The 14,769-nt window shown below is 58.1% G+C and carries 18 protein-coding genes; 11 read left to right on the top strand and 7 right to left on the bottom strand.

The genetic code is table 11. From position 1 onward, the window contains the following. Positions 1-19 precede the first annotated feature (19 nt). Complete coding sequence (locus tag NKJ18_RS07555; RefSeq protein WP_023748072.1) at positions 20-904, top strand: alpha/beta fold hydrolase; 885 nt, start codon at positions 20-22, stop codon at positions 902-904. Here the strand turns inward: NKJ18_RS07555 and ligD are convergent. The 3 genes from ligD to NKJ18_RS07540 form a co-directional block, all read right to left on the bottom strand. After that, complete coding sequence (gene ligD / locus NKJ18_RS07550; RefSeq protein ID WP_352758035.1) at positions 884-3,526, bottom strand: DNA ligase D; 2,643 nt, start codon at positions 3,524-3,526, stop codon at positions 884-886. The genes NKJ18_RS07555 and ligD overlap by 21 nt on opposite strands. Before the next feature lie 161 nt (positions 3,527-3,687). Continuing rightward, positions 3,688-3,981: a hypothetical protein gene (locus tag NKJ18_RS07545; protein WP_023687836.1), complete on the bottom strand. Its 294-nt coding sequence runs from the start codon at positions 3,979-3,981 to the stop codon at positions 3,688-3,690. Continuing rightward, entirely contained in the window at positions 3,978-4,202 is a 225-nt protein-coding gene (locus tag NKJ18_RS07540) for a hypothetical protein (protein ID WP_155921617.1), read from the bottom strand. Before NKJ18_RS07540 ends, NKJ18_RS07545 begins: the two co-directional genes overlap by 4 nt. A 192-nt stretch (positions 4,203-4,394) precedes the next feature. Here NKJ18_RS07540 and NKJ18_RS07535 point away from each other — a divergent pair, with 192 nt between their 5' ends. Both NKJ18_RS07535 and NKJ18_RS07530 read left to right on the top strand, forming a co-directional pair. Next, positions 4,395-5,387 (top strand): YihY/virulence factor BrkB family protein, encoded by a 993-nt coding sequence (locus tag NKJ18_RS07535; RefSeq protein WP_023700031.1) that lies wholly within the window; start codon positions 4,395-4,397, stop codon positions 5,385-5,387. Positions 5,388-5,460: 73 nt separating this feature from the next. Then, positions 5,461-5,757: a hypothetical protein gene (locus NKJ18_RS07530; protein WP_023668045.1), complete on the top strand. Its 297-nt coding sequence runs from the start codon at positions 5,461-5,463 to the stop codon at positions 5,755-5,757. 91 nt (positions 5,758-5,848) lie between these two features. Here the strand turns inward: NKJ18_RS07530 and NKJ18_RS07525 are convergent, their stop codons facing one another. Then, positions 5,849-7,249 (bottom strand): phospholipase D family protein, encoded by a 1,401-nt coding sequence (locus NKJ18_RS07525; RefSeq protein ID WP_023700029.1) that lies wholly within the window; start codon positions 7,247-7,249, stop codon positions 5,849-5,851. A gap of 423 nt (positions 7,250-7,672) precedes the next feature. Here NKJ18_RS07525 and NKJ18_RS07520 point away from each other — a divergent pair, with 423 nt between their 5' ends. The 6 genes from NKJ18_RS07520 (at position 7,673) to NKJ18_RS07495 (ending at position 10,465) form a co-directional block, all read left to right on the top strand. Then, positions 7,673-8,200 carry a YciE/YciF ferroxidase family protein gene (locus tag NKJ18_RS07520; protein WP_023681150.1) on the top strand — a complete coding sequence of 176 codons (528 nt, stop codon included), beginning with the start codon at positions 7,673-7,675 and terminating at the stop codon, positions 8,198-8,200. A gap of 54 nt (positions 8,201-8,254) precedes the next feature. Then, positions 8,255-8,419 (top strand): hypothetical protein, encoded by a 165-nt coding sequence (locus NKJ18_RS07515; protein ID WP_023713350.1) that lies wholly within the window; start codon positions 8,255-8,257, stop codon positions 8,417-8,419. Further along, positions 8,416-8,628: a hypothetical protein gene (locus tag NKJ18_RS07510; protein ID WP_245259911.1), complete on the top strand. Its 213-nt coding sequence runs from the start codon at positions 8,416-8,418 to the stop codon at positions 8,626-8,628. Before NKJ18_RS07515 ends, NKJ18_RS07510 begins: the two co-directional genes overlap by 4 nt. A gap of 68 nt (positions 8,629-8,696) precedes the next feature. Next, positions 8,697-9,473 (top strand): exodeoxyribonuclease III, encoded by a 777-nt coding sequence (xth, locus tag NKJ18_RS07505; RefSeq protein ID WP_023700027.1) that lies wholly within the window; start codon positions 8,697-8,699, stop codon positions 9,471-9,473. Between the two features lie 116 nt (positions 9,474-9,589). Next, positions 9,590-10,153 carry a hypothetical protein gene (locus tag NKJ18_RS07500; protein WP_027048655.1) on the top strand — a complete coding sequence of 188 codons (564 nt, stop codon included), beginning with the start codon at positions 9,590-9,592 and terminating at the stop codon, positions 10,151-10,153. A gap of 15 nt (positions 10,154-10,168) precedes the next feature. Next, entirely contained in the window at positions 10,169-10,465 is a 297-nt protein-coding gene (locus tag NKJ18_RS07495; protein ID WP_023687830.1) for a SemiSWEET family sugar transporter, read from the top strand. Positions 10,466-10,565: 100 nt separating this feature from the next. On the opposite strand, the gene NKJ18_RS07490 is transcribed toward NKJ18_RS07495, so the two are convergent. Together NKJ18_RS07490 and NKJ18_RS07485 are read right to left on the bottom strand one after the other, a co-directional pair. Further along, positions 10,566-11,165, bottom strand: a complete 600-nt coding sequence (locus tag NKJ18_RS07490) for a cupin (protein ID WP_023739554.1) — start codon at positions 11,163-11,165, stop codon at positions 10,566-10,568. A gap of 40 nt (positions 11,166-11,205) precedes the next feature. Continuing rightward, entirely contained in the window at positions 11,206-11,715 is a 510-nt protein-coding gene (locus NKJ18_RS07485; RefSeq protein WP_023739555.1) for a pyridoxamine 5'-phosphate oxidase family protein, read from the bottom strand. Between the two features lie 17 nt (positions 11,716-11,732). On the opposite strand from NKJ18_RS07485, the gene NKJ18_RS07480 reads away from it, so the two are divergent. Then, entirely contained in the window at positions 11,733-12,035 is a 303-nt protein-coding gene (locus NKJ18_RS07480; RefSeq protein WP_155929678.1) for a hypothetical protein, read from the top strand. 290 nt (positions 12,036-12,325) lie between these two features. Here the strand turns inward: NKJ18_RS07480 and NKJ18_RS07475 are convergent, their stop codons facing one another. Further along, positions 12,326-13,243, bottom strand: a complete 918-nt coding sequence (locus tag NKJ18_RS07475; protein WP_023668035.1) for a glycoside hydrolase family protein — start codon at positions 13,241-13,243, stop codon at positions 12,326-12,328. 353 nt (positions 13,244-13,596) lie between these two features. Here NKJ18_RS07475 and NKJ18_RS07470 point away from each other — a divergent pair, with 353 nt between their 5' ends. After that, positions 13,597-14,769 carry a glycosyltransferase family protein gene (locus NKJ18_RS07470; protein ID WP_023704621.1) on the top strand — a complete coding sequence of 391 codons (1,173 nt, stop codon included), beginning with the start codon at positions 13,597-13,599 and terminating at the stop codon, positions 14,767-14,769.

Below are 14,769 nucleotides of genomic sequence, written 5' to 3'. Positions count from 1 at the left end.
CTGACGACAAAGAAAGCGGATGTTTGAAGGATTCAAGCTAGAGACTGTGGATCTGCCCGAGTCCTCACTGCGAGTCAGGTATGGAGGTTCAGGCCCGCCGCTTCTTTTGCTGCATGGCCATCCTCGGACGCACGTTACCTGGCACCGGGTAGCCCCACTTCTCGCCGCCGACCACACAGTTGTCTGCCCCGATCTGAGGGGCTTTGGCCGGTCCTCGGTACCGGCGGACGCCGTGGACCATGCTGGATCCTCCAAGCGTGCCAAAGCCAGGGACTGCATCGCTCTCATGCGACATCTCGGCTTTGGCCGGTTTGCGATCGCAGGCCATGACCGCGGCAGCTACACAGCGTTCCGAGCAGCGATGGATCACCCGTCAGCGATCAGCCATCTGATCGTTATGGATAGCGTCCCTATCCTGGAAGCCCTCGAACGCTGCGACGCCCGCTTTGCGAAGCTCTGGTGGCACTGGTTCTTTTTTGCACAGCCGGACAAGCCCGAACGCGCAATCATGGCCGATCCTGACGCGTGGTATGGCGGCTCAGCCGAGTCCATGGGGGCTGAGGCCTATGTCGACTACAAGGACGCAATCCACGATCCGAATGTTGTTCACGGCATGCTTGAAGACTATCGGGCAGGTCTGGCCATCGATCAATTGCACGATACCGATGACAGGAAAGCTGGTCGCCGGGTCGCGTGCCCGACCTTGGCGCTCTGGTCCGCCCGCGATGATCTTGAGGCACTTTACGGCAACGTGCTGGATGTTTGGCGACCCTGGACCACCGAACTGAAGGGCCAACGGATCGATAGCGGACATCATATGGCCGAAGAAGCAGCCGACGCGGTAGCCGCAGCTGTCATGGCGTTCTTGCGCGAACCGACGTCGTCATGCGGCGAGCTTTGCTGAACCGATCCGTTTGATGGCGATGCTGATCGACCGTTCGCCATCGTCGTAGTCGGCCCAGGCGACGGTCTTTTTCAGGTGGCCCGGAACCGTGCGAACGGTGTATTTTTTCGGATCGAGATCCGCCTTCACCTGACTCCAGGTCAGCGGCATGGATACAGTCGCGCCTTCCCTGGCGCGAGGGGAGAGAGGGGCGACGGCTGTCGCCATGCGATCATTCCTGAGATAGTCGAGAAAAATCCGGGATGTCCGCAGCTTCTTGGCCATGTTGACGAGGTAGAGATCCGGGCTGTCTGCCGCCATCTGGATGCAGACGGCCTTTGCGAAGGCCTTGGCCTCGGCCCATGTCGTCTTGCTGCGTTGGGCCGCCAATGGCGTCACGACATGCAAGCCTTTGCCGCCCGTGGTTTTGCAGAAGCTCACCAAGCCCAGATCTTCGAGACGATCGCGCATTTCCTTGGCAGCCGCGACCACCTTCGCAAAAGGGACTTCCGGACCAGGGTCAAGGTCGAAGACAAGTCGGCCAGGTATTTCGGGATGACCCGGCTGGCAATTCCAGGGGTGAAGCTCAAGGCCGCCTATCTGGGCGATCGCGGCCAGACCCTCGACGCGGTCGATTTGCAGATACGGTTTGTGATCGCCGAAGACTTTCACCAGTTCCAGCAGATTGGATGTGCCTGGCATTGCGTGGCGCTGGAAAAACTGCTCGCCGGCGTAGCCATCCGGCGCGCGCACGAGTGAACAGGGACGACCTTTGATATGTCTGATCATCCAGGGGCCAACGGTCTCGAAATATTCTGCAAGATCGAGCTTGTCGACGGGCTGACCGTCGCCGGCATTCGGCCAAAGCGGCTTGTCCGGCTTGGAAATGATGACGCCCATGACAACCGGGCTTTTTCCTGTCTTGCCAGTCACCTTGGCAGGGTCGGCAATCGGCGTCTCTTGAGGATCAGCTGGACGCTCGGCCTCGACGTCTTTTGCGGGCTTGTCTTCACGCAGGCCTTTGAAGGCGGCCTGCCGGATATTGCCACCCCCGGTCCAGCCGGCGAACTCGATTTCCGCGACCAATTCCGGCTTCGTCCAGAAGACGGTTGAATTCCTTTTCGGTGCGCCATCGCCGGTAAACGGCGACGTCGCGGCTTTCATCTCCTGCAGCCTGGGCATCAGCTGCTTGACCTTTGCCTCGCTGAACCCGGTCCCCACACGGCCGATATAGGCGAAATGTTCACCGCGATTGACGCCGACGAGCAATGACCGGAATTTGCCGTTGGTCGTCGACCAGCCGCCGATGACCACCTCATGCCCGGCGCGGCATTTCGATTTTGCCCAGGTGTCGGTCCTCCCCGAAACATAGGTTGCATCGGCCTTTTTGGAGACAATCCCCTCAAGCGACAGGCGACAGGCAGAACGCAGCACCGCGTCGCCGCCATTGCTGAAGTGCTCGACATAGCGGATGAGATTTTGCGCGCCGCGATCGACTTCGCCGAGCATCTCGCTCAGACGTTCCTTCCGTTGTGAGAGAGGCATCTTTCGCAGATCGACGCCATTTGCGAAGAGCAGGTCAAAAGCAAAGTAGATCAGGTCCTTCGTCCGGCGCTCCGACAGCGCCGCCTGCAGTGCGGCAAAATCGGGCGCGCCGTTCTCGTCAAGCGCTACGATTTCGCCGTCGATGATGACGTTGGGGAGGCTGGCGGCCTCCTTTGCGATGGCGCCAAATTTCTCCGTCCAGTCAAGACCCTTGCGGGTCTTAAGGGCGATGTCCTTGTCTTCCACGCGCAACTGGACGCGATAACCGTCAAACTTGATTTCGTGAACCCAGTTCGTCCCGGCCGGCGGCCGGGAAAGCGTTGCGCAAAGCTGTGGTGGGATGAAGTCGGGCATCTTCGCCGCTGAGGCACCAGCGGCTCGCTTCGGCCGCGGAGCAGGCTTTGCCGACCTGGCGGCGCGCTTGTCGGCATGGCCGCGCTTGCTGTCCCAAACGGCATCCGCATCGGCCAACGATGAACCTTTCATCATGAACGGCTTCGGACCTGCCCCCTTCCCCGCTGCAATCCTCTCCATGCTCCGACCCGAGGCGACGGATCGATCCTGAGCCAGCACCGCATCGCCATTGCCCTCTGTCGCGTATTTGTCGCGGTGTTTGATCAGCAGCCAGTTGGTCCGCTTCCCGCCATTGCGGTCATGCTTCATGCGCACTAGGACGAAACTTCCATGCAGGCGCTTGCCCTGCAGCGTGAATTTCAGGTCGCCTTTTTCCAACGCCTTTTCGGGAGACATGGCGCCTTCCGGTTCCCAATATCCGCGATCCCACAACTGCACCGTGCCGCCACCATATTGTCCTTTGGGAATCGTGCCTTCGAAGTCGCCGTACTCCAGCGGGTGATCCTCAACCTCCACGGCAAGTCGTTTGTCGTGAGGATCCAGTGATGGACCTTTGGTCACAGCCCATGATTTGAAGACCCCGCCAAGCTCGAGGCGAAGATCATAGTGCAGCCGCGTGGCCGCGTGTTTTTGGATGACGAACCGGAGTCGGTTCGAACCCGCAATCGAGCTTTCGCCGCTGGGCTCTTTCGTCTTCGCGAAATCCCTTTTGGCCCGGTAGGTTGAAAGCTCGCCCGTTTTCATGGAAGTGCCCCGACTAATGACGCAACGCCGGGACTCAACGCAGTGGGTGAGATTTGGTTCGGTTTATAGCCGAGACGACGCCGATGCTGCTTTCCGCTTCAGAGCGGCATCGGCGTCAAATGAGGCCTTCACGGAGACTACAGGTGTCGTCACCGCTGACGTTAAGGTTCCTTGGTTTGCCCAACCATTTTTGCAAGCTCTGAAAATGGTGGGATGTCCAGTTCGCCTTGCGCGTTGTTTGCGATCTGCAGAAGCCGGATCGGGAAGCAGATCGCGTCACGGTTGGCCGGTGACATGTCTTCGTAGGTCCGCTCGTCACCTGTCATGGACGCCTCTGCCTTTCGCAGGGCGGTATCGATCTCGTCAATTGACAGCAGACCTTTGTGAACGAGCAGGTTGTTGATTGACGCGACCGCCATCATCAACCCTTCAAGCTGAAGATTGGCAACGTTCATGGCTTGACCGTGTTTCCGCCGCCCGGCCTCGCCGGGGCGTTCTGGCCATCGGATTGGTGCGTCTTGTCATCCACCTCATTGACTGGCCGCGTCAGACCGACCCCACTCTTGGGTTTCTTGTTGCCGGCCGCATCCTGAGAGAACGCATCCGAAGGATCAGGACCTGTTCTAGCCGGGTACTTCGTTGCGCCGGTCTCGCGACGGTTTTCATTATCAGGCATTTTTGATCACTCCAATCGGATGACCGATAACCACTACGAGCCCGGCGAGTTCCGGCGCCGCATGGAACATTTCTGGCCGTTCGTGCAGAGACAAGCGGGCGTGTCTCGGTATCGCGCCTCGCGCACTGGCGGCAGGTCTCGCTTTCGTTGCCGACAGCACTAGGTTGCTCGTTGAGGCAAAAGGAATTCCCCATGCGGGTGGCACGCGAAGCCTGGGTTCTTGGCAAGGAGAGCATCCTCGGATTCATCAACGACAATGCCCTCAGCCACGGTGCGGCGATGGCGTTCTATGCCGTTACGTCCCTGGCCCCGATCTTGTTGATCGTTGTTGCGATTGCTGGACTTGTCTTTGGGCATGAAGCAGCTCAACTCGCTCTGTCGGCCGAAATCGCAGGCGTGATGGGATCGCAAACCGGCGACCTTCTGCGCAGCACCATCGAAAGCGCTTCTCACAGAACCGCCGGCACTGTTGCCACCTTGGTGGGCATCGTCACCCTCTTCGTGACAGCCTCCGGGGTGTTTGGCGAAATGCAGCTTTCGCTCAACACAATCTGGAAGATTGACCCACCACCCATGTCTGTGTCGCGATTGGTGCGGGCGCGGGCGGCCAGCCTGGGTCTGGTTGCAGCGTTGGGATTTCTACTGCTTGTGTCGTTGGCGGCGAGTGCCGCCATTTCCGCGCTTGGCGCTGTCATCAACGCCCATCTGCCGTTCGGCACGATCATTCTCGCGTCGATAAACGGCATTGTATCATTCGTGCTGATTTCCGCTCTGTTTGCCGCGATCTTCAAGATCCTGCCGGACCGGTCGCTCGCTTGGCGCGATGTCGCAATTGGCGCGGCAGTGACCGCTTTGCTCTTCACCATCGGCAAGTCGCTGATTGGCTGGTATATCGGAACCAGCGCGATTGCATCCTCCTATGGCGCGGCGGGTGCACTGCTGGTCGTGCTGCTTTGGGTTTACTATTCGTCTGAGATATTCCTGCTCGGCGCCGAGTTCACGCGGGCCTATTCCGTCCGTCTCGGCAGTCGGTCCGACCTTCAACCGATAGTGGAGGCAGAGAGCCCGTCGCGACAGACATCGAACCTTGGACCAACCATCCAACGCGAGGTGCAGGCCTGGATTGTGATCACGGGTTTGCTGACCTTCGTGGCGACACGGGTCTGGCCATCGCGGCGATCTTAGCTGCGTCCCACCAATTCTGTTTCTTTGGAACGCAACCCGGACACCGGAATTGCATAGGAACAGGAGGTTGCCCATGCCAAAATTCCGCTTTGAGACGACAGTATCCGGCCAGACTACCGCTCTCGAGGAAGAGCTAGCGAGTGCGGAGATGGCCAGTCCGAGAGCAATAGAGATGGCGCGCGTAGCGGTGGCGGCGGATCCTGGGTCAGGAACCAAGCAATCGGGATCGACTATCAAGGTCTACGATGAAGCCGGATACCTGGTCGCCACAGTCAATTTTTCCGACGTGTTGCCGAGTGATCCGGACGCCGGACAGCATGGGATTGGCGACGCGGTTGTCGAAGAACCGGGTGTGATGCGGTCTGGCTGACCCGTGGTAGATCAGGGTTTCACGTTTCGCTCACGCGATCCCCGGCAGGGCAATTCGCTGAGATCGCGAGGTCCTCGGCCATCATCAGATGCTAGAGCTGAGATTCGATCGGGAGGTGACGGACGAAGACCGCCAGGATACGGCGAAAAAATCCGGCTTCTGGTTCATGCGTATAGTCCTGAATCTTGCCTTCGCCGCATCCATGCCAATGCAGAACATTGTGCTTCAGTTCGAGCCGATAGCTTGTTTCCGGAGATATTTCCGATTGGAATCGATGCCGCAGCTCGGCGACCAATTTCGGATCCTCAAACAGCACGCCCATTTCCGAGTTCAAGGACACTGACCGTGGATCGAAATTGAAGGAACCGACGAAGCCGATATTGTCGTCGACGGTGAAAGCTTTCGTATGCAGACTGGCGCCCTTCGAGCCAAACACCGAGATTGCCGAGCGCCGGTTGAACGGCTGAAGCTCGAAAATATTGACGCCATTCCTCAGCAGCCGCTTGCGATAATTTGCGTAAGCGCCATGGACTGCGGCGACGTCCGTGGCGGCCAGGGAATTGGTCAGAACCGAAACGTCAACACCGGCGCCGACAAGGTCCAGCAAGATCGCTGTGCCCCTTTTGCCGGGGATGAAATAGGGCGACACAATTTCCAGACACCCGCGCGTGGATTGGATGATCGGACGCAGCTCTTTCATAAGCCAGCTGCGACGTCTCCAACCACGAACCTTCTCCGGCGGATCGGAAATGACCCGCACGCCATCCACCCAATGAACGTCGTTGCTGGCCGCAATAAACTCCGTGATCGAGCCCCGGTTGCCGATGCCGTTCAGGAATTTGGGATCGGGGCCGGTATCGCTTCCTTCAAGCCATTTGGCATGCTCATGCTCAGCCACTGATCCCAAGGTTTTGATTGGCTTGGCTTCATTGCAAGCCCAGAAGGCATCGAATATCGCCGCGGTTTGCCGTACCGCAGGCCCCAGGAGCAGCAGATCGAGGTCCCGGAAATTGGTTTCTGCCGCATCGAAATAGGCATCGCCAACATTCCGACCGCCGACAATGGCAAATTTGTCGTCAACGATCCAAGCCTTGTTGTGCATCCGTCGCGTCAATGCAAAGAGCCGCAACAGCACTTCCACACCACGCATGATCCGGCCGCGCCTGATACCGCTCGGATTGAACAACTTCAATTCGATGTTTGGATGGTTGTTCAGCGCCAGATATGCCGCATCATTTTTACGCGGATTGACGTCGTCAAGGAGCATGCGCACCCGAACACCGCGCTCAGCAGCTCGAAAAACCTCGCGAAGCAGCAAGCGGCCGGTGTGGTCATCATGCCAAAGGTAATACATCAGGTCGAGGCTGCGCTCAGCGCTCCTTGCCGCCAGCACGCGCACAGCGAAAGCGTCATAATTGTCCGAGACAAGCAGCAAGCCGCTCTTGCCGGTTTTGATGTTGTCGTCTGCGGTTCGCGAAAGTGATACGTCCATAAAAATTGCCACCTTTGGACGGCGCTCGCTGCCATCCCGCTCAAATCATAGCTAGAACCATTCTGAGGTATTCTGGTTGCATACGCAGCGTCCAATCACCCAATTCCTGGATGCAAGCAGGGCCAGCAATCAAGCGGCTGCAGAGCGGTCAGGAGGCTTGAGAGGCGTTGCCCCGACTGCTCTGCTGCCGCCGCGGTACTTGCGTCTCCTGCAGTCCCAGGCCCTCAGACCGCACGACCGTTGGCGGGAGCCCGATGGCGTGCGCCCCGCCGCGGCTCTTCGACGAGAATGACGTGGTCGTTGTTCTCAGTGAAGCGCAGGACCCTTTAAATTTAGATATCTCCATTATCCCGGAACCGGGTTCGGGTTTCCGAGTTAAGAAAATGCTCGCGACGGGCAATTTTCAACAGAGGAGACGGCACAATGCCCACTGCCAAGAAAGCCAATGGCAACAACAAGGACCTGGAGGACCTTTTCCTCGATGGCCTCAAAGACATCTACTATGCCGAGAAGAAAATTCTGAAAGCCTTGCCGAAGATGGCCAAAGGCGCATCCGAAGAGCAAGTTTCGGCAGCATTCGAGAAGCACCTCGCTGAAACCGAGGGGCAGGTCGAACGTCTGGAGGAGGTCTTCGAGATTCTCGGCGCGGCCGCGCGCGGCAAAACCTGCCCGGCGATCGACGGCATCCTGGAGGAAGGATCTGAAATCCTTCAGGAGTACAAGGGTTCGACTTCGCTCGATGCAGGGCTCGTCGGTGCCGCGCAAGCCGTGGAGCACTATGAGATTGCCAGGTATGGAACCCTGATTGCCTGGGCTACGACGCTCGGCAAGGATGACGTGGTTGCGCTCCTCAATGCGACACTTGAGGAGGAGAAGGCCACCGACGAGGCGCTGACTGCCCTCGGTGAAGCCGGCGTCAACGAACGAGCGGCAGAACGGAAAGCGGCTTGATTGATCGCCTACCCAACCGCCTCGGCGACCTATGTGCCGAGGCGGTCCCGGGAGATGAAGGACATGATCACGCATATCTACAAAGGACTGGAATGTTTCCTGCTTGAGTGTTCGGCCGCGCTGGTCAGGCGCCGCGCCCTTGGTGGTTCGCGCAGCGATCCTCGGCAGTTGCGAGAACAGCGCAGAGATGAGTTCAGGGCCCGCAAAGGCGCCGAATGAGCGCCAAGATGGAGAGTCGGATGGGCTTCTTTGGAAAATATTTCTCAGGACTGTTGAGCAAGAAATCGACTGACGGCAAGGGGAGCGGCGATATGCGTAAAGCTACCGGCGCGGGTCCGGCGATTGCCGCGCATTCCAAAGATGCAAAGACATCCGCTGCTTCCGGTCAAAGCACCAATGCTTCGAGCAAAAATGCAGATGGACGATGACAAAAGGCAAGATTTGGCTACCGACCCTATGTCGCATCGAAGCGGCGCAAAGACGTTAAATCGTCGAGATGACCCGCATCGCAACCTTCAACGTCAATGGCGTCAACGGCCGACTGCCAGTGCTTCTCAAGTGGCTTGGCGAAACCGGCTATGACATCGTCTGCCTTCAAGAACTGAAGACCTCTGACGAAAAATATCCCGTCGATGCGATTAGAAACGCCGGCTATGGCGCAATCTGGCACGGACAGAAGTCCTACAATGGCGTGGCAATCCTCGCTCGCGGGATTGAGCCGCTGGAACGTCGTCGAGGTCTGCCGGGCGATCCCGACGATTCGCACAGCCGCTACATCGAGGCAGATGTGAATGGGCTTGTTGTCGGCTGCCTGTATTTGCCCAATGGCAATCCAGCGCCGGGGCCGAAGTTCGACTACAAACTTCGCTGGTTCCAACGTTTGATCACCTATGGCCAGGTGCTGCTCGGCGATAGCTCACCGACCATCCTGTGCGGCGACTATAACGTCGTTCCAGGCTCGATCGACGCGGCGGTGCCGGGGCGCTGGGTTGGCGATGCCGTTTACTTCCCCGAGAGCCGGAGCGCGTACGCCGAAATGCTTGCTCAGGGCTGGATCGATGCCGTCCGTCGCATTCATCCAGAAAAGGGAATTTACACCTATTGGAACTTCTCCTACCGCGGCGGGTACGATCGGAGTTCCGGGCTCCGGATGGACCATCTCTTGCTGAGTTCATCCCTATTGGATCGCCTGAAGAATGCCGGAGTAGATGCCGAAACGCGTGCATGGGACAAGCCGAGCGATCATGCGCCAGCCTGGATAGAACTTGATTGAGCTTCCTCGGCAAGGAGCCTGAAGACCTGGTGGCGCTCCTTCGTGATTAGATTTGGCCGCATGTCTATCGCCAACAATGAGGACTGCCGGCGCCAAGCGATTCAAAGGACGCAATGATGACAAACACTCAAAAGGAAGCTGAACTGATTGCGCGCCTTGCACGCCAGCATGGCGTCACTGATGGCGCTGTCATGGCTGTCCTTGAGGCGTTGCGGCGTGGTGGTGGAACCATGGCCCAGTTCAGCCACGTCGACTTCGGAGGAATGTCACAATGGTCCTCCGGCATGACGATGGTCGGCGACATGTTCGATGACAGCCTCAAGGCGAAGCTCAACACTATCGCGGCGGAGCTCTCGGCCTACCTGCGCGATCATCCCGCCAAGCCACAACGCGACGACACGAGCTATCGTTCTGCAGCTATGGCCCACGCCGGCTCATGGTGGCCTGAGGAGTTTGGGAGCCCATCTGCCGCTGGTTCTCAAAACAATATGCGCTACGCAGCGTTTCCTGAGCAAAGCCGCCTGGTCATCGACGATCATGGAAAGATGGAGATTTATGACACAGGCGACCATCGCATATCCGGTGTTTCGCAGAGCCAGAGCACGGACTCCACCCTGACCTTTGTCAGCCAGCACGGCGTGGTCCGCGTATCTGATCTCAAGCGCGTATCTGCGACGTAGGTCAGGGCCGCTTCAATGCAGACAGTCACGCTCATCGGCTATCTCGCGACCGTCTGCTCGATGAGCAGTTTCACCCCGCAAGCCTGGAAAATCATCAGGACACGAGAGACAAGCGGCATCTCCGCACCGATGTATGCCATCACTGTGTTGGGCTTCGCCTTGTGGCTGGCCTTCGGCATCATGAAGGCAGAGTGGCCGATCATAATCACGAATGGCGTCTGTCTCCTGCTGTCAGCCTTCATTCTCACAATGACAGTCCTGCCGCAGGCTGAGAAAGACGCAGTTGCCAAGGCTTTCGACCCCGACGACTAAAGCGCGTCGCGTTTGAACGGACTCAGAAAACGCGCGCTTTGGGTCTTTGTTTTATGCATCTCGTCGTCTCAAAACCGGAGCCACTTTTGAGCGACATGCATTAGCGCTTCCAACTTTTCAGAAGCGGACCTTGGCTACCATATGCAGGATCCTTGCGCGGACGCCCCACCTTGGGGATGGTTGCGAGCGCATCGCTATGCTGATCCTTGCTCCTACATTCGTCATAAGTCCCAAACGGAGGATACGCGCCGACAACCAAAAAATCATCGGATGCCGAGAGGCATTGGTGCCCGGTGCCTGCCGGGAGGACCGCGACGTCGCCAGCCTTCAGCGACAGCGTTCGTCCTTTCTTGCCCCCAAACCGGACTTCAGCATTTCCGCGGGCAATGCCCAGAACCTCGTGTATTTGCGAATGATAGTGAACGTAATCATAGATGCCGTTTCGCCAGCTATCGCCCCATCCGTTTGCATCGAAAAGCACCTCCATGACGGCTGCTGGATCAAGTCCTTCGGGCAATTCGACGGCGCCTCGATAAACGACGAGCGGCCATGCTGGATTATTGGGTACAAGTCCATCATCCTTGAACCAGAACTCATTCGACTTTCGCTGCCTCACAAATCCGGCGACAGCTTGCTTGCGCGGTCTTGCGAAACCGGTGACGTTCTCGATCACTTTCTTGCTGGTTTCCAAAATGCTCATCGACGCTGCCTCTAAAGCAGAGGTTAGTTTAGCCGCTCGCTCAGAGCTCGACCTTTGCGTTGTCGCCCACATTCGGCTTGGCGCCGGTAACGGCCGCAAACACCATCGTTGCGGTAGCCATCATTAGCCCCGGGCTGTCCCACAATTCGCCTTCCTCGGGTTTCACCGTTATCAGACGAATCTCGGGATCATCGGCATTATCCCACCAGGCTGAGTCAGTTTTCTCCCAGAGCTCGGCGATCTTTTCCCTGTCATTTGTCACTGTGGCCGGGCCTGACATCGTGACGTATTTGTAGTGGCTGTTGTCACTCCAGGCCAATGTGACCTTTGGATAGGTCGACAGCTGCTTGCTCTTGGCGCTGTCGTCATTGACGAGGAAGTATATGGCGTTTTCCTCACGGACCACACGCGCAGATAGCGGACGGGCTCGATTGTACTCGCCGTCCCAGGTCACGAACATGCAGACGTCGATGTTTTCGGCGAGTTCCCAGATGCGGTCTGTTGCCTCGGCGGGCGTGAGGTCCGTCTGCTGCTCTCGGCGGTTAGCCATAAGATGTCCTCCTGCGGGTGAATATCCTTGCTGACAACTCACGTCCCGCCACGACGTTCCAACTCACTGGTTCCTTCGACCTGCTAAGCGGCGGTGGAACTTTCGAAATTGCCGGAAGTTTGGATGGCAAACGCGAGGCCATGATGGCGGACAAGACGCTTCGAACATCAAAACGGACACCCGAGCAGGACGCAAAGGGTCAGTCGGAAAAGGACCACAAGGGCGGCGGAAGCGATGGCGTCGCCAGCGCCGATCCGCGGGTGATCTCCGGCAAAAAAGACGGCGACGCGACATTCCCTGTCAAGGGACCGAAGAAATAGCTATGAGCTCATTGGCAGGGCATCTGGCGGTGTCATCAATGCCACGGAGAAAATTGACGAACGGCTCAAGTCATTTCGCTAAGAGCGACAGAGTTAGGGCCGGCCTTCCCGACTTGCCGCCCGCCAAGTGCGATCGCGGCAATCGTCAATCCGCATCGGCCATGTCGTGTCTCCTACTGCGTCGGATGACACTTTACTTGCCGTCACCGACGCGGATCACCTTCAACCCTCAGGAGTTTCATGGCCGCATGACGCGCATCCGCCTGAAGGCGCTAATGGCAGCCTGGAAATTACGCGACCTTTGAAAAGAGAGCGACGTCGCATCTGGCTAAACCATAGCGCCATCGGTGATCGGTTGTGGCAACCCGGCTCTGGTAGAACAGTGAAAGCTGACTGCCATCGATCATCACTGTCGAGTGGCCGTTCTCGCCCGGTTGACCTGGCTCCAGCACCGGGCCGATCGAAACGTAAGGCCCGCTGACCTCGTCGGCGATGGCAAAAAACACCCGTTGCCGGTTTCCCCGAAGGCCATTCGGAAGAAAGCAAGTGGCGTTGAGAAGCACCCGGCCGTCCGGCAGCTCGATCAGTTGCGCGCCCTCAATGCCCCATTCGTAGTCGGGATCATCTCTGGTGTTATGGTGGGGAACATCGTTGTGGTCGAGGATTTTGCCGATCCGCTTCCACGGACCGAACCACGAGTCGGACTGGCTACGTGCCAGATAGATGTCGGGCTGAGGCACCCTGGTGAATTTTGGCATCGCCGAATAAACCAGGTAGCGCCCACCGCCAATGACTGCTGGATGCGGATCGTAAATGCCGTCCTCTTCCGTGTCCGGGATGGCCAGAATGGCCGGACTGAGGACTACCCAATGGAACCCGTCGTTGGAAACCGCATGCTCGCAACGGCCACCCGACTTCATGAATTCCGTCTGAATGAACATGTGGAAGACGCCGCACTCGTGGGTCACACCGGGAGCCGCAACACCAGTGCCGTTGATTGGAAGTTCGATCGGATCATGCTCGGCCCACGGCCCATAAAGATCGGGCGCCGTGGCATGCAAGATTCTCCACGTCTCGGTGGTGACCGTGCCGCTTGACCCGAAGACGTGCCAGACACGGCCATCGAAGACAGGACACGGGTCCTTGAGATCATCCACGCTTTGCGGATGAAACAGTGGAAAAACGTTGGTTTCAAAGTTGATGTTCATGTCAGCCCCGGAATTCGCCTCGGCAGTCGGAGACGCGCAGAGATACAGGCGAATCATTGATGTTAGGCACATTCTATAGCCAACGAGTTGAACGCAAATACGGCAATGCCGCTGTCCACCAGCATTCGTCGTTCAACCACGCTTTCAGTGGCGGCCGGGTCCCGACAGCCGCCCTCGCCTACGCAACCAGATCCCGCTTCGTGCGTGGACCAAGCGGGCGACCGGGCCTTCTTCATTTCAGTTGGAACAACTCACCTGATCGAAAGTTAGGAGCTGGAACTAAGTAGTTCTCTCCATTCGCGATTAACAAATGTTAATCGTAACATAAATAGTGTCACAGAGGGAGTATGTCAATGGAAGCGGCCTTTGGCGGGGTAACCGGCAGTCAATATGTTCGTCGCGAAAATATACTGGTTTGCTTCTCCCACTTACGATGGAATTTTGTTCACCAGCGTCCGCAGCATCTCCTCACTCTCGCATCCGCTCAGCAGCGAGTGGTCTACTTTGAAGAACCCGTTTTCGAAGAATTGCCGCAGCCGCTGATGCGGACGAGCGTGGCATCGGAAAACATTCTGATTGTCACACCAGTGCTGCCGCTTGGCACGTCGGCCGCGAAAGCAGATGCCGTCCAGCGGAGATTTGTGCAGCAGACCATCGCTTCTATGCCGCATAGCCGGCTGATCGCCTGGTACTACACCCCAATGGCTCTTCGCTTTACGGAATTCCTCGACCCAGACATATGCGTCTATGACTGCATGGACGAACTCTCTGCGTTCAGGAATGCGCCCCCCGAGCTGGGCCAGATGGAAAAGGCGCTTCTGCGCCGCGCGGATCTGGTTTTCACCGGTGGTCTAAGCTTGTTCGAGACCAAGCGTCACCTCCATCCCGCCATCTTTCCATTTCCGAGCAGCATCGATGTGAGGCACTTTCACACCGCAAGACGGCCAGGAAGGGACCCAGCCGACCAGGCGGGCATTCCTTCCCCGAGGGTTGGATATTTCGGCGTCATCGACGAGCGGCTGGACGTCGATCTCGTGGCGCTAGCGGCAAAGACAATGCCGGACGTGCATTTCGTCATGCTCGGTCCGGTTGTCAAGATCGACCCTGCAAGCCTGCCGCAAGCCGAAAACCTGCATTGGCTTGGCCCGAAAGCCTACTGCGATCTGCCCGACTATTTGCGCCATTGGGACGCCGGATGGATGCCGTTTGCCCTCAACGAGGCGACGCGTTTCATCAGCCCGACCAAGACGCCGGAATTTCTCGCGGCGGGTCTGCCGGTGATCTCGACGGCAATCGTCGACGTGGTGCGCAGTTACGGTGCTGCCGGGCTGGTGGAAATCGCCGACTGTGACGATCTGGAAATCAAGCTGCGCTCCGTCCTTTCGCGACCGCGTCAGATGCTCCTGCAGCAAGTCGATGCCTATCTTGCGGACATGTCCTGGGAACGGACATGGAATGCCATGGCAGCTCACATTGAGCGCGCCTACCAACGCAAGAAGGTCGTGCCCCTTCGCAGGAGTGCATAG

The sequence above is a fragment of the Mesorhizobium sp. M0217 genome (genome assembly GCF_040321955.1).
Taxonomy (GTDB): domain Bacteria; phylum Pseudomonadota; class Alphaproteobacteria; order Rhizobiales; family Rhizobiaceae; genus Mesorhizobium.
Note: the sequence above shows the minus strand (reverse complement) of the source record. Positions and strands in the feature narration are given on the sequence as shown.